The following is a 19737-nucleotide window of genomic DNA, read 5'->3' as shown; positions in this document are numbered from 1 at the left end:
ATAATGCAAACAAAATAAATCAATAAAGATCAAAATGGAGTCATAACCATAACACATTTAACCAAAAACAAACATAAAACCAATAGAAAACACATATAGAGACGTAAAAAATGAGACTAACCGCATATTTATGCTTCTTTAATAACATGCATTAACATTTTATTAAAAAACCTCACTGTTGCACTTGTTATATTCTTATGGTTATATCCTGAGCCTAATTAAATGGAATACACTTTTGTCACAAAAGTATCCTTTTAATAAAAACAAAAACGAAATAACAAATAAGAGTTAGGGAGAATAAGATGCGCGCTAATTCAGTATTAGCTAAAGCAATTCGCTTTGCATTAATAGGTGGTGCTACCACTGCAGCATTATCAACTTCTGTAGCTATTGCAGCTGAAGATGGTGCCAAGGTTGAACGAATTGAAGTAACAGGCTCACGTATTAAGCGCACCGATTTGGAAGGTTCTTCACCAGTAACCACAATCGATGCTTCACAAATTGAAAAGACCGGTGAATTAAGTATTACTGATGTTCTAAGAAGAAGTAACTTAAACTCATTTGGTTCTTTTTCTGAACGTTCTGGTAGTAGCGCCCAGTCTCAAGCCACGATTAACTTACGTGGTGCCGGTTCAGACCGTACATTAGTATTATTAAATGGCAAACGTATGCCAGGTTCACCTACTTTAGGTGGTACTGCAGTCAACTTAAACACTATCCCTACTGCAGCGATTGAGCGTGTTGAAGTGTTAACGGATGGTGCCTCAGCGGTTTATGGTTCAGATGCGGTAGCAGGCGTAGTAAACATTATTTTGAAACAGGGCTATGAAGGCCTAGAAGTTTCAGCGACAGCAACACAACCAACACAGGACGGTGGTGAAGAATGGAAAGCCCACATTGTGGGTGGTACTGTCGGTGAGAAAGGCAACGTGACCTTCTCATTCGAACACTTAAATCGTGAAATCATTTATCAACGTGATCGTTGGTTCTCTAGTTCAACCAATGTGTTAGCACCGAAGTTTGATGATACTACTGGTGTGTCTATCTATGCCCGTAACTTTTTGGATATGACGACTGGTGGTTTCCAACCACTGACCGCTTGTAATAACCCGAAAATGGTTGGCGGCGGCCACATTTATGATGCTGGTAGTGGTGACTATGTTTGTGGTTATGACTATACCTCAGAAGCTGCTGACCATGCTGCACGTTCATACACTGCAGGTTATGTGAATGGTGAATATGAACTGTCTGATGAAATTACCTTCAAAGGACAAGGCCTTTTCGCTCGTAACGAAACCTTCGGTCGATATGCACCGGCAGCAGGTTGGTTCAATGTTGCTCCAGGTCAAGTAGACGTTCAAAACTATGATGCCGCTGGCAACATGACTGGTGTAAGCAAAAACCAAAATGCGGGCCGTGTTTACTATCGCTTTACCGATGTCGGTACCCGTGATGCCAACACCATCGATTACAGCACTGATATCCAATTAGGATTAGTAGGTAGCCACGATAGCTTTGGCTGGGATGTGACTTACCATTATAACCTCGCTGAAAACAGCAACTACGGTACTGGTTATGTGCACAGACCGACCGTAGAAAAGTATGTAAAAGACGGTATCTTCAATTTTGGTCCTGAAGGTAACTCAGCCTCAGTTATTGCCGATATGGCGCATCAAACACTCAAGCAAGACATCATGGAATTCCAAAGTCTGAATGCTGGTGTTAACTTTGAGGCCATTGAACTACCTGCGGGTAACATTGGTTGGTATGTGGGTGCTGAAGCACTGCAATACAAATACGAAGCTAACGTAGACGCACAAACTGCTGCCGGTGATGTCATTGGTTCATCTGGTAATGGTTCATCAGGCGACCGTGATGTTTACGCTGTTTTTGCGGAATCTATCATCCCTGTCACTGAAGACTTAGAGTTAAACTTAGCTTACCGCTATGACAAATACTCTGACTTTGGTTCAGCGACCACACCTAAAGTTGCATTAAGATACCAAGTTATTGATGATGTTGTTTTCCGCGCATCTTGGGGACAAGGTTTCCGTGCACCGTCATTATCTGACTTGCTCGCTGCTGATGCATTCAGTGCTGATACCGCAACTGACTATCACTACTGTGATGTACAAGGTACGCCTGTTGCAGAATGTAAAGCAAAACAGTATGACGTGACACGTAAAGCAAACAAAGAGCTTGATCCTGAAACATCAGACTTCTACAACTTAGGCTTAGTGTGGGATATCACAGATAATCTGAGCACTAAAGTTGAGTACTACAATCTGAAGATTGATGACGTAATCACCTTTGTGTCTTTAGACTCGCTGTTAAAAGAAGAACAAAAAGTAGGTTATGGCAACTTAAGCCGTGGTGAAATTGTCCGTGCAGGTAACTCTGCAGATGGTAAATTACTGGCCGCTACTACACCAAAAGCAAACGGTAATGGTTTTGAAACCTCAGGTATTGATTTCAACATCACTTACTCTGGTTTTGAAACAACAATCGGTGAGTTTGGCACCAGCTACGACTTAACTTACGTATTGAACTATGACGAAGAAGAGTACTTTGACGGTCCAGTAAACGATAAGATTGGTCGCAATGGCATGCCACAGATTCGTTTTACTTGGGCAATTGACTGGACTTATGATGAGCATTCAGCATCGATTATTTCTCAATATATCGACAGTCAAGCAGAGCGTACCGATCCTAAGACATATCAACAAATCGGTCACTTAACGTCCCAAACAACGTTTGATGTAAGCTACGCTTATAACACACCTTGGAATGGTAAGATTGGCTTGGGTATCCGTAACTTAACTAACGAAGACCCAGTGCTAAACTCTGACTTAGAATATGATTCATCTCTGTACAGCCTATACGGTCGTACATACACAATGACTTATACTCAAAAGTTCTAATCTAAATTAGCATCAATAAAAACGGCATCCTCGGATGCCGTTTTTTTATATCCTGTTTAACCATTCACTTAGTTAAACTCTGCGCCTAGTTAAATCCTAGATAGTGCGCGCCAATCACCAGCACACTTGAGACCAACATCAGCAGCAACATAAAACGCCAGACAAATTTCAACCAGTTGCCCCAATCGACGCGGCATACGCCAAGGGTCGCCATCAAAGACGCTGAGGTGGGTACTATGATATTGGTGAGACCATCGCCGAGCTGAAAGGCCAATACCGCCACTTGGCGCGTCACACCAACAATGTCAGAGAGAGGTGCCATCAGTGGCATAGTCAATGCGGCCTGCCCTGATCCTGAGGTCACAAAAAAGTTGAATACGGATTGAAACAACAACATAAACCACGCCGAGAGTGCATCCGGCAGATGGCCAATCACCCCGCCTGCGCTGTTCAGTATCGAATTAAGCACACTCGGTTCAGTCGGAGCGCCGCCACCAAGGAGCAGTAATATCCCCGAGGCGCATCCCACTAAAAGTGCTGGCTCTAGCATGGTTTTAGCGCCATCCTTAAAACTCTGCGCGACCTTGTTAAGCGTTAAGCCATTGAGCTTAAACACGCAGCCAATAACGCCGGCCACCATACCCATGGTAAAAAACTGACTGGCGATCTCGGGGATAAACCACGCCTTTGCCACAACGCCCCAAATCACCCACACCATAGTTAACACTAACAACAACAGCACCAACACATCCCCAAGATTAAAGCGGCTCTCGAGCTTTGTATTAGCATGGTGCTCACGGAAATAAGCATCGGACTGATAGCTATGGGAGAGACTTGGTTGCTGCTGAATGCGATGGGCGTAACGCATGGTAAAAACGATGCCAAGCAATGTGAATCCGAGCCACATAGGGAAGCGAAACTCACTGCCAGAAAGAACCGGAATCCCCGCAATGCCTTGGGCAATTGCCACACTGAAGGGATTCATCCAAGAACTGGCAAAACCAATTTGGGTCGCCACATAGGTCACCATCACTGTGGTGATGCCGTCATACCCTAAACGGATCATGAGTGGGCAGAAGATAATCGCGAAGGCAATGGCCTCTTCTCCCATGCCAAACACGGCGCCGCCGAGGGAAAACAGGGTAAATATCACCGGAATGAATAAATTTTCATTGCCACGGGTTTTATCGATTAACTTTAAGATACCGTTATCTATGGTGCCAGTCGCCATCACCACCCCGAAGGAGCCGCCAATCACTAGCATAAACATGATCACGCCAATCGCGCTGCCCCATTTAGAACCCGAGGTTAAACCCTCAAAGGCGAAGTTAAAAAAGCCAACCCCGCCCTCGCCTTTAAAGAGTGCCACGGGCTGCAACTTAGGCTCGCCCGCATCATCCAATTGATAGGCAAAAGAATTAGGGTCGACTACCGTCCGCGCTTTATCGACGCCATCGGCCAGATAATGCACCTCTTGGGTTTGAAACGACCCAATCGGAATAAAGTAAGTCATTAATCCCGCAAGTAATGCCACAAAAAAGATGATCACTAAGGTATCGGGCATTTGAAAGGCTGAGGGAGTATGTGAAGCGGATGGTGCCATAGCAGTCTGAGCTGCTTCTGTTGGCTGAGTCGTCGAGGGTGGAGTCGTCATAGATGCGCCATTTTATGTCAAACGGAAAAGGCCGCACTATAAACTAAAGCGCTGTAAATCAGTACATAAAATCTTCATTCGCTAACATGAATACGCAAAATGCCTACATCTATCACAAACAACTAATCTGTATAAAAAAGCATTTTACTGCGAATGCAGCACAAAAAAGCCCAGTAACACTGGGCATTTTTTATAAGCCTAAGACAAACAGTCACTCAAGGAGCTGTTATCCCAAATCTAAGTGACTGACTCGCTTAGTTACTAACTCTCTTACTTACTTTCTTGGCTATTTTTCGCCTTTTCGGTATGCAAGGGCGATGCAAAAAAGTGCGGTTGATGGGATTTTTGCGGATCGGGTAAGGCTATTTGGCCCTGCTCAATCCACCAATAACCGAGGCCAACGATCACACCGCCGCCGACAATGTTCCCCAGGGTCACAGGAATTAAGTTATTGAATACAAAGTTTGCCACGGTTAAATCGGCAAATTGCTCTTGGGTCACGCCTAGGGATGCAAAAAACTCAGGGCTAGCGACCGACTGAATGGTGATCCCAAGCGGCACCATAAACAGGTTTGCGATACTGTGCTCAAAGCCACTGCTGACAAACATGGCTACTGGGAGGATCAGTAAAATCGCTTTGGTTAGGGATTCGCGGCTGGCGAAGGTCATCCAAATACCCAAACACACCAACATGTTACATAAAATACCTAAGCTGAATGCCTGCACCCAAGTATGATGCAGCTTATGTTGCGACACTTTTAGCGCGTTTAAGCCCCAGTTACCGCCATCGAGCTCATATAAGCCCGCCGCCATGATCAAGCCAACCATTAACATGGCACCGACAAAGTTGCCGATATACACGCGGCTCCAGCATTTGAGCAATTCACTGGTGGTCACCTGCTTTTGCGCCCATGCTACGCTGCTCAGCACCGAACTGGTAAACAGCTCACCGCCGCAAATTACCACCAAAATTAAGCCTAAGCTGAAGGCAATCCCGCCCACGAGGCGCACTAAGCCCCAAGCGCTATCACCCGCACCCGTGGTTACTGTCAGATAAAACACAAAGGCTAAGGCAATAAAAGCGCCAGCAAATACCGCTAAACCAAAGGATTGCCAAGGCGCCTTAACCACTTTGCTTTTGCCGTAAATTTCGGCTTGGTGATAACAGCTAAAGTGTGAAGAAACCTGTATTGGCTCATGGCCAGTCGAGGATGTTTGTGGAGCATTAGCGTGTGAGTCTTTCATAACTGTACTCCCAAAGCCGATAAACAAACGCGAACTTGCAACATAGGTCTCTCCTACAGCGCCCAAGCGCAGATCAAACCAATCAACATTTACATTAAGACTTGCTTAAATGATGACTCACTAAAGTCACGCTTTGTAACATACAAATCGCATTAGCCGTGAAGCAGAGTTTGCCAAAGCGTGATGTTATTCACAGGTAAAATGTGAAAATTTTGAAGCCATAAACACAAAAGGTTAATTGGTCATACCAATTTATATCACCTTTAGCCAATTTACCATGTCACTTTTAAATATCATTTTTAGCTAAGATGAAGCAGATTTAACCTTATAGAGGTCAAGTTTCCATAATCTAGATGACGGCTTGTTGACGACGCCCCTGTTCGCACCACATTCATTTGAGGAGAAACAATCCTGTTTCCTATCCCCTCAAACCAAACGATTTCATACTGACTTATTTTCCGTCAAATGCCCTACCACCGCCTAGCGTCCCGTATAAACGAGCCTTTTGCGACGACTGTATTATCAGGCCAAAGACCGCCTAAATCGTAAACAATTAAAATCAATCGATACGGTGATAGCTTTCGTCGGTTAAAAGCGCGACAGTCAATCAAATAAGCGATGACATTGGTTGCTAATGGTCCAGTAAAAGCGTGCTTTAAACCTTATTGTGCTAAAAAAATGCTACCTTGCTAGCAAATTTGCGATTAACCGGGCACAAACTCGCCCGTTTAAGATGCGAGAGTATAAGAGCTATGCTAATATGCTCATGGATAATTGGTCTTACCAATTTATAGAAGAGTTATCGATAACCGATAATCCAAGTTAAACGAATATTTGTCATCTTATCGGGTATCAATAGACAGACACTTGGCGCGATAAACATCCCCAAGTTCCAGTTCCCATCATAGGGCGTCATCTTGAAGGGAGCTTTAATCAGGAAATAGCGATTGGCCTATACTCAACATGGTTTACCCATGAGCGCCAATGACCTTTATCTCAACCAAAAGGTATTAGTACGATGACCGACAAAACTGAACTGTTTGCCAACGCATGGGAAGGTTTTACCCCTGGCGATTGGAAATCTGAAGTCAATGTACGTGACTTTATTCAACAAAACTATGCTCCCTATGAAGGTGACGAGTCATTCCTAGCCGGTGCCACCGAAGCCACAACCCAGTTGTGGGACAAAGTGATGGAAGGCATCAAGCAAGAAAACCGCACCCACGCGCCAGTTGATTTCGATACTAAGATGGTCTCTACCATCACTTCCCATGACGCGGGTTATATCAATAAAGATTTAGAAACTATCGTTGGTTTACAAACTGATGCGCCGCTCAAGCGCGCTATGTTACCTAACGGTGGTATTCGTATGGTTGAAGGCTCATGTGCCGCTTACGACCGCGAACTCGACGCCGATGTAAAATACATCTACTCAGAACTGCGTAAAACCCACAATCAAGGCGTATTCGACGTCTACACTCCCGAAATCATGGCGTGCCGTAAATCCGGCGTATTAACCGGTTTACCCGATGCCTATGGTCGTGGCCGTATTATCGTTGACTATCGCCGCGTAGCACTGTACGGTATCGACTTCTTAATGAAGGATAAATTTGCCCAGTTCAGCTCACTGCAAGCGCAGTTCGAAGCCGGCGAAGATTTATCTAACGTTATCCAACTGCGTGAAGAAATTGCCGAGCAGTACCGCGCTCTAGGTCAAATGAAGACCATGGCCGCTAAATACGGTTTCGATATTTCTCGCCCAGCCGCTAACGCCAAAGAAGCGATACAATGGACATATTTTGGCTACTTAGCCGCTGTGAAGAGCCAAAACGGCGCGGCAATGTCTTTAGGCCGCACCTCATCATTCCTCGACATCTACATCGAGCGCGATCTGAAAAACGGCATCATCACTGAGCAACAAGCACAAGAAATGATTGACCATTTCGTGATGAAACTGCGTATGGTGCGTTTCCTTCGTACTCCAGAATACGATGAGTTATTCTCAGGCGACCCTATTTGGGCAACTGAATCAATCGGCGGTATGGGCTTAGATGGCCGTACACTGGTGACCAAATCCAGCTTCCGTTTCTTAAACACCTTATACACTATGGGCCCAAGCCCAGAGCCAAACATCACTGTGCTCTGGTCTGACAAACTGCCTGTAGGCTTTAAAAAGTACTGCGCGAAAGTGTCTATCGACACTAGCTCTATCCAATACGAAAACGATGACTTAATGCGCCCAGATTTCCAATCTGACGATTACGCTATCGCTTGCTGCGTGAGCCCAATGGTTGTGGGTAAACACATGCAGTTCTTCGGCGCCCGTGCAAACTTGGCAAAAACCATGTTGTATGCGATTAACGGCGGCGTTGACGAAAAACTGAAAATCCAAATCGCCCCTAAAGCCGCCCCCATCACCGACGAAGTGTTGAACTTCGATGACGTGATGAACCGCTTAGACGGCCTGATGGATTGGTTAGCGACGCAATATGTCACTGCACTGAACTCTATTCACTACATGCATGACAAGTACTCCTACGAAGCTGCGCTAATGGCGCTGCACGACAGAGACGTACGTCGTACCATGGCTTGTGGTATCGCAGGGCTTTCTATCGCAGCCGACTCGCTGTCTGCTATCAAGTACGCTCAAGTAAAACCTGTACGCGATGAAAACGGCATTGCCGTCGACTTTGAGATCAGCGGTGATTATCCAAAATTTGGTAACAACGACCCACGCGTCGACGATATCGCCTGTGACTTAGTTGAACGTTTTATGTCGAAGATCCGCGACCGTAAAATGTACCGCAACGCTATCCCAACTCAGTCAATTCTGACCATTACCTCTAACGTGGTTTATGGTAAGAAAACCGGTAACACGCCAGACGGTCGCCGTTCAGGTGCGCCATTTGCACCGGGTGCAAACCCAATGCACGGCCGTGATGAGAAAGGCGCTATCGCCTCGTTAACCTCAGTGGCAAAACTGCCTTTTGCCCACGCACAGGACGGTATCTCTTACACCTTCTCTATCGTGCCTAATGCCTTAGGTAAAGATGAAGACGGTCGCCGTACTAACCTCGCGGCGTTGATGGACGGATATTTCGCCCACAACGAAGGACACGAAGGCGGTCAACACTTGAACGTTAACGTGATGAACCGTGAAATGCTTGAGGATGCGGTCGTTAACCCTGACAAGTATCCGCAACTGACCATCCGGGTATCGGGTTACGCAGTGCGCTTTAACTCTTTGACCCCAGAGCAGCAGCAAGACGTGATCACACGTACTTTCACAAAAGGTCTGTAAGCTAAATTAGGTAAGGCTGTAGTACAATGTGCTACAGCCTCACTTATTTCAACAGGAGTCACAATGGCAGTTACCGGTCGGATCCACTCAGTGGAATCCTTTGGCACAGTGGATGGTCCAGGCATACGGTTTATCACCTTTATGCAGGGCTGTTTAATGCGCTGTCAGTATTGTCATAACCGTGATACTTGGGATCTTGATGGTGGCAAGGAAGTACAGGTCGACGAGTTAATGAGCCAAATCATTAGCTACCGCCCCTTCCTCGATGCCAGCAACGGCGGTGTGACCGCCAGCGGTGGCGAAGCCATATTACAGGCGGAGTTTGTCGCCGAACTCTTTAAAGCCTGTAAAAAAGAAGGCATTCATACCTGTTTAGATACCAACGGCTTTGTGCGTAAGTACACGCCAGTGATTGATGAGCTACTCGATCATACCGATCTGGTGTTGCTCGATATCAAACAAATGAATGACGATAAACACATTGAACTGACTAAGGTCAGTAACCACAGAACGCTGCAATTTGCCGAGTATCTCGCCAAACGCAATCAGCCTACCTGGATACGTTATGTGGTCGTGGGTGGATTTACCGACGATGAAGCTTCGGCATTACAGCTGGCCGAATTTATCAAGCCCATGAAGAATATTGAAAAAGTTGAACTCCTGCCCTACCACGAGCTGGGTAAACACAAGTGGGAAGCGATGGGAGAAAGTTATCAACTCGATGGCGTCGCACCACCGAGCCGCGACACCATGGAAAAAATTAAAGCCGTGTTTAGCTCACAGGGGATTAATGCGGTGTATTAAAACGCCAAGGGAGGCTTAAAGCTCCTCCCAATAACTGGCATCTAAGCGCTCAAAGGCTATTTTTAAAATGAGCGCCATATCAAGGTAACACGCCTTAGCGCCCAAGGATTGGCAATGAATGCCCATGGCAGACAATTTCGCACTCAACTGATTACTCCAGTCGAACAGCGATAAAGGTAATGGATGGCGCGCACGCCAGCCTAACCACAATAAGCCCTGCAACGGCAGGCTAATAAAGAACAACGCGATAGTGAGAGCTTGGGGTAAAAACGCCCAACCATAGGTATAAATCTGACTCACACTCGCCAAAATCGCCAGCACTGGCATCACCAGAATGGCAAGCTGAGTGGCGCGTACCACCCGATACTCAGGAAAATACAAACCCAGTTGTCTAACCATAGGCCACGTCTTCATATAGCGACGACCGTCACCTAAGGTTTTGAGAATATTGATACTCAATTTTAGACACCTACAACAGAGGAACACTGCTTTTACCATAGCACAATCTGGCACTGCGCCCCAAGACTGTGATGGCAAATTACGCAAGCGTTCCCAAGATTTTGAATCGTTAACTTAAACACAATGGCAAAAGGTTTACACATGTCTAATAAACTGGTTTTAGTACTCAATTGCGGTAGCTCTTCACTCAAATTTGCCGTCATTGACGCGCAAACAGGTGACGATCAGATCTCTGGCCTAGCCGAGTGTTTTGGCTTAGAAGACTCGCGCATTAAATGGAAAATCAACGGTAAAAAGCATGAGTCCTCTTTAGGTGCATTTACCGCTCACCGCGAAGCCGTTGAATTTATCGTCAATAAAATCCTTGCTGGTCAACCTGAATTAGCCGCGCAAATTCAAGCTGTGGGCCACCGTATCGTACACGGCGGTGAGAAGTTCACTCGCTCTGTAATTATTGATGAGCATGTGATCAAAGGTATTGAAGAATGTTCTTCACTGGCGCCACTGCATAACCCTGCCCACCTTATCGGTATTCGCGCGGCCATTGCCTCTTTCCCTAAACTGCCACAAGTGGCGGTGTTCGATACTGCATTCCACCAAAGCATGCCTGAGCGCGCGTACATCTACGCCCTGCCATACAAGCTGTACCGTGAGCACGGTATCCGTCGCTATGGTATGCACGGTACTAGCCACCTGTTTGTCAGCCGTGAAGCCGCTAAAGTGTTGAACAAACCTTTAGAAGAAACCAATGTGATCTGCGCACACTTAGGCAACGGTGCCTCTGTGACAGCGGTTAAAGGCGGTAAGAGCGTTGATACCTCAATGGGACTGACGCCGCTTGAAGGTTTAGTCATGGGCACTCGCTGTGGCGATCTCGACCCCTCTATCATCTACCACTTAGTTCACCAACTGGGTTACACACTGGAAGAAGTCAACAACCTGATGAACAAGCAAAGTGGTTTGCTCGGGATTTCTGAACTGACTAACGATTGCCGTGGCATCGAAGAAGGTTATGCCGATGGTCACAAAGGCGCGACCTTAGCACTGGAAATCTTCTGCTACCGTCTGGCGAAATATATCGCCTCTTACACTGTGCCGCTCGGTCGTTTAGATGCCGTAGTCTTTACCGGTGGTATCGGCGAAAACTCCGACATCATCCGCGAGAAAGTGCTCAACATGCTGCAAATCTTCAATTTCCATGTGGATAGCGAGCGTAACAAAGCCGCCCGCTTCGGCAAGAAAGGCATCATCACCACAAATAACAGTACCGTTGCCATGGTCATCCCGACCAACGAAGAGTGGGTTATCGCCGAAGATTCGATTAAACTCATTACAAAATAATAAGATGATTCAAGCCGTTTGCTCAGCCAAACGGCTTTATTATTAGCGACCTACGGCTAAATAAACACAAGCAAAGCAGCAGAGACGACTCACTCTGCCAAAAACCATCGAACTTAGAGGTTTTTATGTCTCGAAATATCATGTTAATCCCCATAGGCACAGGAGTTGGCCTGACCTCCTTAAGCCTAGGTATGGTGCGCGCATTAGAGCGCCACGGGGTAAAAGTCCAATTCTTTAAACCCATTTCCCAGCTGCGTCCAAATGATAATGGCCCAGAGCGCTCTACCACGATTTTAAGCAAATCGCCCACGGTCAATCCGTTAGAGCCCTTCGATATGGCCCATGCCGAAGCACTGATCCGCGCCGATCAAACCGACGTGCTGATGGAGCAAATCATTGCCCGCGCCGCAGAATGCGCCAGCAATACCGAAACCCTGATTGTTGAAGGCTTAGTGCCAACTCGCAACCATCCCTTTGCCGATGATGTGAACTACGCTATCGCCAAGGCAATGGATGCGGACGTGATTTTCATTGCCACCCCCGGCAGTGACACGCCAACTGGCCTGATGAACCGCCTCGAAATTGCCTACAACTCGTGGGGCGGCAAAAACAACAAACGTCTGATTGGTGCTGTAATCAACAAGATTGGCGCGCCAGTAGATGATGAAGGTCGCGCTCGCCCAGACTTATCGGAAGTGTTCGATCATCAAGGCGTACAACGCTCAGATGCGTCCATCATGTTCCAACTACCAGGTAAAAGCCCACTGCGCATCTTAGGTAGCGTGCCTTACAACCTCGATTTAGTCGCACCTCGTGCGTCGGATCTGGCCAAACATTTACGTGCCCGCATTCTCAATGCCGGCGAGATGAACACTCGCCGCCTACGTAAAGTCACCTTCTGCGCCCGCAGCTTGCCAAATATGGTCAACCATATTAAGACAGATTCATTGCTGGTGACCTCTGGTGATCGCTCCGATGTGATTGTGTCAGCGTGCCTTGCCGCCATGAATGGCGTGAAGATCGGCGCCCTGCTGCTGACTGGTAGCTACGAGCCAGAGCCTGAAATTCTGAAACTGTGTGAACAGGCCTTCGAGACAGGTTTACCGGTATTCCTCATCGATACCAACACTTGGCAGACTTCATTAAACATCCAACGCTTCGACCACGAAGTGCCAGTGGATGATGCGGTACGTATCGATTTAGTCCAAGAATACGTTGCCAGTCATATCGATCAGAGCTGGATTGAAAGCGTGACTAAAAACTCCCCTAGGGAACATCGCTTATCACCACCTGCGTTCCGCTATAAGCTCACCGAACTTGCGCGCGCCGCCCACAAAACCGTGGTGCTGCCAGAGGGTGATGAGCCACGTACCATCAAGGCCGCCGCGATTTGTGCCGAACGGGGTATCGCGCGTTGCGTGCTGTTAGGTAAAAAAGATGAAATTCAACGTATTGCAGCACAGCAAGACGTTGTTCTGGGCGAAGGCGTTGTGATTGTCGACCCCGATGAAGTACGCGATCGCTATGTTGAGCCGATGCTCGATCTGCGTCGCAACAAAGGTTTGACTGAAGTCGTTGCCAAAGAGCAGTTGGAAGACAACATGGTGCTAGGCACTATGATGCTGGCGCAAAACGAAGTCGATGGTATCGTCTCTGGCGCGGTAAACACCACGGCCAATACGATTCGTCCGCCGCTGCAACTGATCAAAACCGCACCGGGTTCTAGCCTGGTTTCTTCCATCTTCTTTATGTTGATGCCAGACCAAGTGCTGGTTTACGGTGACTGTGCGATTAACCCGGATCCAAACGCCGAACAACTGGCCGATATCGCCATTCAATCGGCAGAATCTGCCAAGGCCTTCGGTATAGAACCAAGAGTGGCGATGATCAGCTACTCAACGGGTAACTCAGGTACTGGTTCGGATGTGGATAAAGTGCGTGAAGCGACCCGTATCGCGAAAGAAAAACGTCCTGATCTGGTTATCGACGGTCCACTGCAATACGACGCAGCCGTAATGCCAAACGTGGCTCGCTCTAAGGCGCCTAACAGCCCTGTTGCAGGTCAAGCGACTGTATTTGTGTTCCCTGATCTCAACACAGGTAACACCACCTACAAAGCGGTACAGCGTAGTGCAGACCTCATCAGTATTGGCCCAATGCTGCAAGGCATGCGTAAGCCTGTGAACGACTTATCCCGCGGCGCCTTAGTGGACGATATTGTCTACACTATCGCACTGACGGCTATCCAAGCGTCACAAAACGATGCCAGCAAAGCGTAATTTGCTCAGCTAAAGCATCACAAAAAAGCACTGAACTGTTCAGTGCTTTTTTATTTCAGAAGGGAAAGGCTCACAAAAAACGGACAGCATTAAACGCTTAAAATATCCTCAAAAGGTCATAAAAATGCTGTTTTGGGAAATTCACACGCTGTGAATAGACTGGGTAAATCTAAGAAAATATCCACAAGGAAATGGCTGGAGAACGGCATCATAGAAAAGCGTCACTTTTTAACCAGCAATTAAAAACATATACAATCAGCTACTTAAAAATTATCCCTATAGTCTTCAACATAGTTTTCCACAGATTCTGTGGATAACCTAATAAAGTCATCCTTTCAGATATGCCACAGGCGGCCGATCCGAGTCAAGTCATTTCCCGTAGGAATAGCCATTATTACAAAACTTGAACATGACCGCTAAAATCGCGATACTCATGACAAATTCCTATAACGAAAAGCTATGAGAACCTTATTTTTCCTTTCATTACTGTTTTTGTTTGGTTGTGGCGAACCAACAGACAAAGAACACGTACTCACTCCCGAAGAAGTGAGTCTCGGCTTTTTTAACGCCATTTATGTTGACCGAGATGTGGAGAAAGCCAAGTTATATGTCGATGCGCCGCTCAAAGAAGTCTTAACCCATTACTACATTGCCGCCGCAGTGCAGCGCAATATGCTCGGTCTTTCCATGACCAATGTCGAAATGGAAATTGATGATATCGATATCGATTTTTTCCGTAAGTTCACCAAAGACGTCATGGTGGTGGTCAAAATGAAGGGCTTAAAGGGTGGGCAGCCCTGGATTGATGACAGAACGCTGCGACTGCATAAGATTAGCGGCAAGTGGATTATCGTTGAGATCATGCCTGAAAAACGTAAGGTCAATGGCTAGCTGTTTTTCTTATTCAATCAACCTCTGTTCGACTACATATAAAAAAATCGCAACCCTAGGGTTGCGATTTTCATATGCTTGTATTTGTTACTTCCGACTCAGAATTCGCACTGTAATTGTTGGCTTACAGGACTTAGACCGCTTCTTCTTCGCTCTGTGCAGGTAAAGATGTCATCACGTCATCTTTAACTTGATAGTAAGCGTTTTCGTATTCATGAACTTCCATAACAACTCCTGCTCGATTTTGTAAGGTCGCAAAGGCATGCCGTTCTATGCTGACATTTTGCCCATGAGGAAAGGGAATTTCCGTGGCGCAGAGTATACCAAAGCCCAATCAACAATTACAGAAAACTTTCAGTTTTGTTTCAATGTAAAAGATAAAAAAGGTTTTAAACACTGAAAAAGCCGCAAAAACGTATCTAAAAATGAAAGACTTTCAGTTGATATAGCCTTATGTGCTAAAGAGTGCGGGCTTACAAACAAAGAATCTAGGGAGATGGTTACAAACTGCTATCAATTAAATAATGATGCGAGTAGGAGACCGATATGAATGCCATCATTGAGTTTGAAGCAGCAAAACTCACCACCTTATTCAGCCACGGCGATATCTTGGGGATCCATATGTTTATGGATCAAATGAATATCCCGCTCGATGTGCAGGATAAGCTCTATGCTGAAATTTCTGCGCTTAAGCACTTAGACCCACACAATGTCAGTCTCGCCATTGAACATCATGGACAATCGCAACTCTCAGAGCGGTTAACTTATTAACAGGTTCAGATGAGTGAAGATGGGATAAGGCACGAAGCTACATCATGAAGTGCCATCATAGGCCTCTTTCGGTCTTATGATGACACTTCATGGCAGCGTTTTATGACGACTTTTTATGACGGCCTTTTATGACAAAAGTGCTTACGCCTTTAAGCGGTAACGCAGCACCTTTAATGATTTCTCCTCAGAGACATCAACAAAGGCGGCGGGATTGGGTAAACGATCAAGGTATTCAAGCGCTGGCGCAGCCTCTTCGACTTGCTGGCGTAAAAACTGGGTATCGAGTTCCGGCGCATTTAAGCAGAGTAGTACTTCAGCATTCTCGGCTAACAACTCGGGTAAATGCCTGATCAAACGCACATAATCCTTAGTCGCCACGAAACTGCCCTTTTGATTACTCGGCGGATCGGCAACCACTATGTCATAGGGTCCTAACTTGCGTAACTTACCCCATGACTTAAAAATATCGTGCCCTAAGAAGCGTGCGCCCGCGCTAAAGCCATTCAGCAGATGGTTCTGCTTACCTATGGCTAACGCCCCTTTACTCATGTCCATATTCACTACTTCATCGGCGCCGCCCTGCAGTGCTGCCACCGAGAAACCACAGGTATAAGCAAACAAATTCAGCACTTTCTTATGGCGAGCATGGGCTCTGACCCATTCACGGCCATTAGCCATATCGAGGAACAAACCGTGGTTTTGTCCCCGCAATAAATGCACCTGAAACTGAGCGCCGTTTTCGGTTACGACATGAGGATCTGGCACCTCACCCGCCAATACTTGGCTAAAGGTTTCGCCACCGCTGCGGTATTGACACACCAAGTTTAACGGCCGATTGGGCTGTATCACTTGCCAACGCGCCGTAATCGCTTGTTGGCACTCGGCCAACTCGGCCGCATCGAGGGGAATAAAACTGGTCAATAACAACACTGGCGCGAACCAATCTAAACAAAGATGTTCGCAGCCAGGGTAATAACCACCGCGACCATGGAATAGTCGCGCCGCATCTTCACCGACTTGAATCGTCGCCAGTGCTTCTATAAAACGTTGCATTATCTACTACTTATTATCTGTTGAATGGGTATCGACAGGTTCAGAGACCTGAGTGGTGCTTGTCGATTGGCTTACCAGTTTATCATCCACATCGTCGGATAATAAAATGGCTAGCCAGCCACCACTCTTACTGGATTCGAGGGCAATTTTCACCACCATGGTTAAGGGAACCGACAGCAACATGCCGACAGAGCCCAGCAACCACCCCCAAAAAATTAACGATAAAAATACTACTAAGGTGGAAAGCCCGAGACCGCGGCCCATAAACTTAGGTTCTACTACATTGCCCATCACCATGTTTGCGCCAACGTACAGCAGAGCAGTTCCGCCTGCCGCCGCGGGGCCTAATTGGATAAAGGCCAACAACACGGCTGGAATGGCCGCAATAATCGAGCCGATATTGGGAATATAGTTGAATAAAAAGGCGATAACAGCCCAAAGCAGCGCATAATCCACGCCGATAAAGGCGAGCCCAACACCGACAATCAAGCCCGTAGCTAGACTGACTAAGGTCTTGATCACCATATATTGATTCACCGATTGCAGAAAACGGTCAATCTGCTGTAAACGCATGTCGGGATCATCCAATGCCAAATGCAATTTTTTCGGTAAGGACTGCGCTTCAAACAACATAAAGACGATGGTCAGGATGATCAGGAACAAGTTCGCCATCACATTGCCAACCCCCGAAAGCATATTGGTGGTCATCGACAGCGCCATGCCTGGGTCAAAATAGGCCAGCACTTGCTCCTTGGAGATTTGAATATTGAGCGCCTGTAACTTATGCAGCACCCAAGAAAACTGCTCAACTAACTGATCACGATATTGGGGCAACTGTTTCGAAAACTCATTAATGGAACTGCCCACAAGGGAGGCGAGCCACAAGCCCATCAACACGATAAAACCCATAAGCAGGATAACCGCGAGCCATTTAGGCACACGATATTTTGTCATCAAGCCAATCGCTGGATTACAGATAACCGCAATAAAACTGGATAACACAAAGGGAACAACAATCGGGCTGGCGGCCTTTATTCCTGCCAAAATAATCACCACAAAGGCCATGACGGCAAAACCTCTATAGGCGGCAGACGGCGTATTGGAACGTGTCATGGCGTAAAAATCCTTCTTGATCTTAGATAAAGTTTGTTAGGCTAGCCCGAGAAAAGTCTCAAACTCAATCACCTAAGCCATAAAACTAGATTGTCATTATGAAACCAGAAACCGCGATTATACGCATTAAAAACTTAAGACTGCGCACTTTTATCGGTATAAAAGAAGATGAAATCCAAAATCGGCAGGATGTGATAGTCAATGTCGTCATCCACTACTGTGCCGATAAGGCGCGCAACAGTGATAATGTCGACGATGCACTTAACTATCGAACTATCACAAAAAAAATCATTGAGTTGATTGAAAACAACCGCTTCTCGCTGCTCGAAAACCTCACCAGCCAGACCTTAGCCATTGCCAGCGAGCATCCTTGGGTCGAGTTTGCCAGTGTCGAAATCGACAAGCCCCACGCCCTGCGCTTTGCCGATTCGGTGTCGATGGAGTTGTGTTACCAAAAAAATCAATAAAGTGATCCCCGCACTCCCGTTATCGTATATTGCTTATAATCATAGAAAACCATCAACCAAGGACTCGACGATGAAGATACTGATAACGGGCGCAAGTGGGTTTATTGGTCGGCAGTTAGTCGCCCATTTAGCTAATCAGCATGAATTGGTCTTGCTCACCCGCCACCCAGGCAGCAGTCGGCAACTATTAGGCCCGCAGCACCAATATCTCAGTACCTTAGACGAAATTGATGATTTAAATCATATCGATGCGGTGATAAATCTTGCCGGCGAGCCGATTGTTGCTAAACGTTGGAGTGCGCAGCAAAAGCAGCGCATCTGCGATAGTCGCTGGAATACCACAGCGCGACTGAGCCAACTGATTTTACACAACTGCACCCCGCCCAAGGTAATGATAAGTGGTTCTGCCATCGGTTTTTATGGCCGCCAAGGCGCCATCCCCATCGATGAAACCGCAGCCCCACACCCCGAATTTAGCCATGATATTTGCCAGGAATGGGAGCGACTCGCGCAGCAAGCCGCCACCAAAACCCGCGTCTGCATCCTACGCACGGGTATAGTGCTTGGCCATGGCGGCGCACTCGCGAAGATGTTGCCACCGTTTAAATTGGGGCTAGGTGGACCAATAGGCCACGGCTGCCAAGGCATGAGTTGGATACACATTCAGGATATGGTGACGCTGATAGACTTTTTACTCAACCATGACGAATGCGAGGGCATTTTCAATGCCACCGCGCCTAATCCTGTCAGTAACGCCGAGTTTGCCACCACCCTAGGTCGAGTATTAAATCGCCCGACCTTTATCACGACCCCAGCCTCTATGCTGCGACTCGCGATGGGCGAAATGGCGGAGTTACTTATCGAAGGGCAATTTGTGCTCCCAAAACATGCGCTAGATGCGGGGTTTAGCTTCCGTTTTGAGCGACTCGAACCTGCGCTAAGGGACGTACTCGCGAGTTAACAGTTTTTTCGACTCCGCCATTATCGGTAACTGGCTTGAGAATAAAATGTTACCAAGCGCAGAGTCGAGGGTTAACGTCATGCTGAATAATGACTTGAAAATCAGAGATAAAAATCCCCTGTGGCGATTTATTTATCGACGTGATTTTTTGAAGTGCAGCGCTCGCATCTGGCAACAGCCGAAAAACATAAATGCAACACAATGATTTTAAAGACAATTTAACGACACTGGCGCATTTTTCTGTTACACTCCCCACCTCTTGCTTATCGCTATTGACGTGTTAGCACCCGCACTGAAGCACAGTTAACACTCCGAGCAAGTTCATTATCTTCAGTATCCGCACCCTCTGTCGCGATGCTGATCAACTACACCAATACGGTTCATATTCGCGCTAAATACTCCTTCTCCAGCCTTGGGGATTGATAAGAATCTGTCCTTAGATCGCGCGTTTAACACTTAGCATTAGATAATGCTAAA

The 19737-nt window shown here is 46.7% G+C and carries 14 protein-coding genes; 9 read left to right on the top strand and 5 right to left on the bottom strand.

Features of this window, described 5'->3' with window-relative positions; all coding sequences use genetic code 11:
- Nucleotides 1-302 precede the first annotated feature (302 nt).
- Nucleotides 303-2921, top strand: coding sequence for a TonB-dependent receptor plug domain-containing protein (locus tag ACK5NH_RS15925; RefSeq protein ID WP_416921646.1), 2619 nt, complete (start codon nucleotides 303-305; stop codon nucleotides 2919-2921).
- 85 nt (nucleotides 2922-3006) lie between these two features.
- On the opposite strand, the gene yfcC is transcribed toward ACK5NH_RS15925, so the two are convergent.
- Together yfcC and focA are read right to left on the bottom strand one after the other, a co-directional pair.
- Nucleotides 3007-4575, bottom strand: coding sequence for a putative basic amino acid antiporter YfcC (gene yfcC / locus ACK5NH_RS15920; protein WP_416921644.1), 1569 nt, complete (start codon nucleotides 4573-4575; stop codon nucleotides 3007-3009).
- 270 nt (nucleotides 4576-4845) lie between these two features.
- Nucleotides 4846-5820, bottom strand: coding sequence for a formate transporter FocA (gene focA, locus ACK5NH_RS15915; RefSeq protein WP_011716602.1), 975 nt, complete (start codon nucleotides 5818-5820; stop codon nucleotides 4846-4848).
- Between the two features lie 1018 nt (nucleotides 5821-6838).
- Here focA and pflB point away from each other — a divergent pair.
- Together pflB and pflA are read left to right on the top strand one after the other, a co-directional pair.
- The gene (gene pflB, locus ACK5NH_RS15910; protein ID WP_416921641.1) at nucleotides 6839-9121 is read left to right on the top strand and encodes a formate C-acetyltransferase; all 2283 of its coding nucleotides are present in this window, start codon (nucleotides 6839-6841) and stop codon (nucleotides 9119-9121) included.
- A 63-nt stretch (nucleotides 9122-9184) separates the two neighbouring features.
- Nucleotides 9185-9925 carry a pyruvate formate lyase 1-activating protein gene (gene pflA, locus ACK5NH_RS15905; protein ID WP_023266326.1) on the top strand — a complete coding sequence of 247 codons (741 nt, stop codon included), beginning with the start codon at nucleotides 9185-9187 and terminating at the stop codon, nucleotides 9923-9925.
- Nucleotides 9926-9940: 15 nt separating this feature from the next.
- On the opposite strand, the gene yfbV is transcribed toward pflA, so the two are convergent.
- Entirely contained in the window at nucleotides 9941-10384 is a 444-nt protein-coding gene (gene yfbV, locus ACK5NH_RS15900; RefSeq protein ID WP_083757889.1) for a terminus macrodomain insulation protein YfbV, read from the bottom strand.
- A 141-nt stretch (nucleotides 10385-10525) separates the two neighbouring features.
- Here yfbV and ackA point away from each other — a divergent pair, with 141 nt between their 5' ends.
- From ackA to ACK5NH_RS15880, 4 genes are all read left to right on the top strand, one after another.
- On the top strand, nucleotides 10526-11725 hold the full coding sequence (gene ackA, locus ACK5NH_RS15895; RefSeq protein ID WP_416921639.1) for an acetate kinase: 1200 nt from the start codon (nucleotides 10526-10528) through the stop codon (nucleotides 11723-11725).
- A gap of 125 nt (nucleotides 11726-11850) precedes the next feature.
- Entirely contained in the window at nucleotides 11851-14004 is a 2154-nt protein-coding gene (gene pta, locus ACK5NH_RS15890; protein ID WP_109287424.1) for a phosphate acetyltransferase, read from the top strand.
- A gap of 459 nt (nucleotides 14005-14463) precedes the next feature.
- Nucleotides 14464-14895, top strand: coding sequence for a hypothetical protein (locus ACK5NH_RS15885; RefSeq protein ID WP_416921637.1), 432 nt, complete (start codon nucleotides 14464-14466; stop codon nucleotides 14893-14895).
- A gap of 546 nt (nucleotides 14896-15441) precedes the next feature.
- Complete coding sequence (locus ACK5NH_RS15880; RefSeq protein ID WP_416921635.1) at nucleotides 15442-15666, top strand: hypothetical protein; 225 nt, start codon at nucleotides 15442-15444, stop codon at nucleotides 15664-15666.
- A gap of 141 nt (nucleotides 15667-15807) precedes the next feature.
- On the opposite strand, the gene ACK5NH_RS15875 is transcribed toward ACK5NH_RS15880, so the two are convergent.
- Nucleotides 15808-16719, bottom strand: coding sequence for a class I SAM-dependent methyltransferase (locus ACK5NH_RS15875; RefSeq protein ID WP_416921633.1), 912 nt, complete (start codon nucleotides 16717-16719; stop codon nucleotides 15808-15810).
- Nucleotides 16720-16725: 6 nt separating this feature from the next.
- Entirely contained in the window at nucleotides 16726-17832 is a 1107-nt protein-coding gene (locus ACK5NH_RS15870) for an AI-2E family transporter (protein ID WP_416921631.1), read from the bottom strand.
- 98 nt (nucleotides 17833-17930) lie between these two features.
- Here ACK5NH_RS15870 and folX point away from each other — a divergent pair, with 98 nt between their 5' ends.
- Both folX and ACK5NH_RS15860 read left to right on the top strand, forming a co-directional pair.
- Complete coding sequence (folX, locus tag ACK5NH_RS15865; RefSeq protein ID WP_218678721.1) at nucleotides 17931-18299, top strand: dihydroneopterin triphosphate 2'-epimerase; 369 nt, start codon at nucleotides 17931-17933, stop codon at nucleotides 18297-18299.
- A gap of 70 nt (nucleotides 18300-18369) precedes the next feature.
- Complete coding sequence (locus ACK5NH_RS15860) at nucleotides 18370-19260, top strand: TIGR01777 family oxidoreductase (protein ID WP_416921629.1); 891 nt, start codon at nucleotides 18370-18372, stop codon at nucleotides 19258-19260.
- Nucleotides 19261-19737 lie beyond the last annotated feature (477 nt).

The sequence above is a fragment of the Shewanella sp. genome, from assembly GCF_047975355.1.
Taxonomy (GTDB): Bacteria; Pseudomonadota; Gammaproteobacteria; order Enterobacterales; family Shewanellaceae; genus Shewanella.
This window is presented reverse-complemented; position numbering and strand designations above follow the sequence as displayed.

Excerpts from the sequence above, each read along its gene's own strand:
- ACK5NH_RS15860 (WP_416921629.1), top strand. The coding sequence starts at position 18,370 with ATGAAGATACTGATAACGGGCGCAAGTGGGTTTATTGGTCGGCAGTTA.
- pflA (WP_023266326.1), top strand. The coding sequence starts at position 9,185 with ATGGCAGTTACCGGTCGGATCCACTCAGTGGAATCCTTTGGCACAGTG.
- ACK5NH_RS15880 (WP_416921635.1), top strand. The coding sequence starts at position 15,442 with ATGAATGCCATCATTGAGTTTGAAGCAGCAAAACTCACCACCTTATTC.
- yfcC (WP_416921644.1), bottom strand. The coding sequence starts at position 4,575 with ATGACGACTCCACCCTCGACGACTCAGCCAACAGAAGCAGCTCAGACT.
- focA (WP_011716602.1), bottom strand. The coding sequence starts at position 5,820 with ATGAAAGACTCACACGCTAATGCTCCACAAACATCCTCGACTGGCCAT.
- folX (WP_218678721.1), top strand. The coding sequence starts at position 17,931 with ATGAAACCAGAAACCGCGATTATACGCATTAAAAACTTAAGACTGCGC.
- ACK5NH_RS15875 (WP_416921633.1), bottom strand. The coding sequence starts at position 16,719 with ATGCAACGTTTTATAGAAGCACTGGCGACGATTCAAGTCGGTGAAGAT.
- pflB (WP_416921641.1), top strand. The coding sequence starts at position 6,839 with ATGACCGACAAAACTGAACTGTTTGCCAACGCATGGGAAGGTTTTACC.
- ackA (WP_416921639.1), top strand. The coding sequence starts at position 10,526 with ATGTCTAATAAACTGGTTTTAGTACTCAATTGCGGTAGCTCTTCACTC.
- ACK5NH_RS15925 (WP_416921646.1), top strand. The coding sequence starts at position 303 with ATGCGCGCTAATTCAGTATTAGCTAAAGCAATTCGCTTTGCATTAATA.
- pta (WP_109287424.1), top strand. The coding sequence starts at position 11,851 with ATGTCTCGAAATATCATGTTAATCCCCATAGGCACAGGAGTTGGCCTG.
- ACK5NH_RS15870 (WP_416921631.1), bottom strand. The coding sequence starts at position 17,832 with ATGACACGTTCCAATACGCCGTCTGCCGCCTATAGAGGTTTTGCCGTC.
- ACK5NH_RS15885 (WP_416921637.1), top strand. The coding sequence starts at position 14,464 with ATGAGAACCTTATTTTTCCTTTCATTACTGTTTTTGTTTGGTTGTGGC.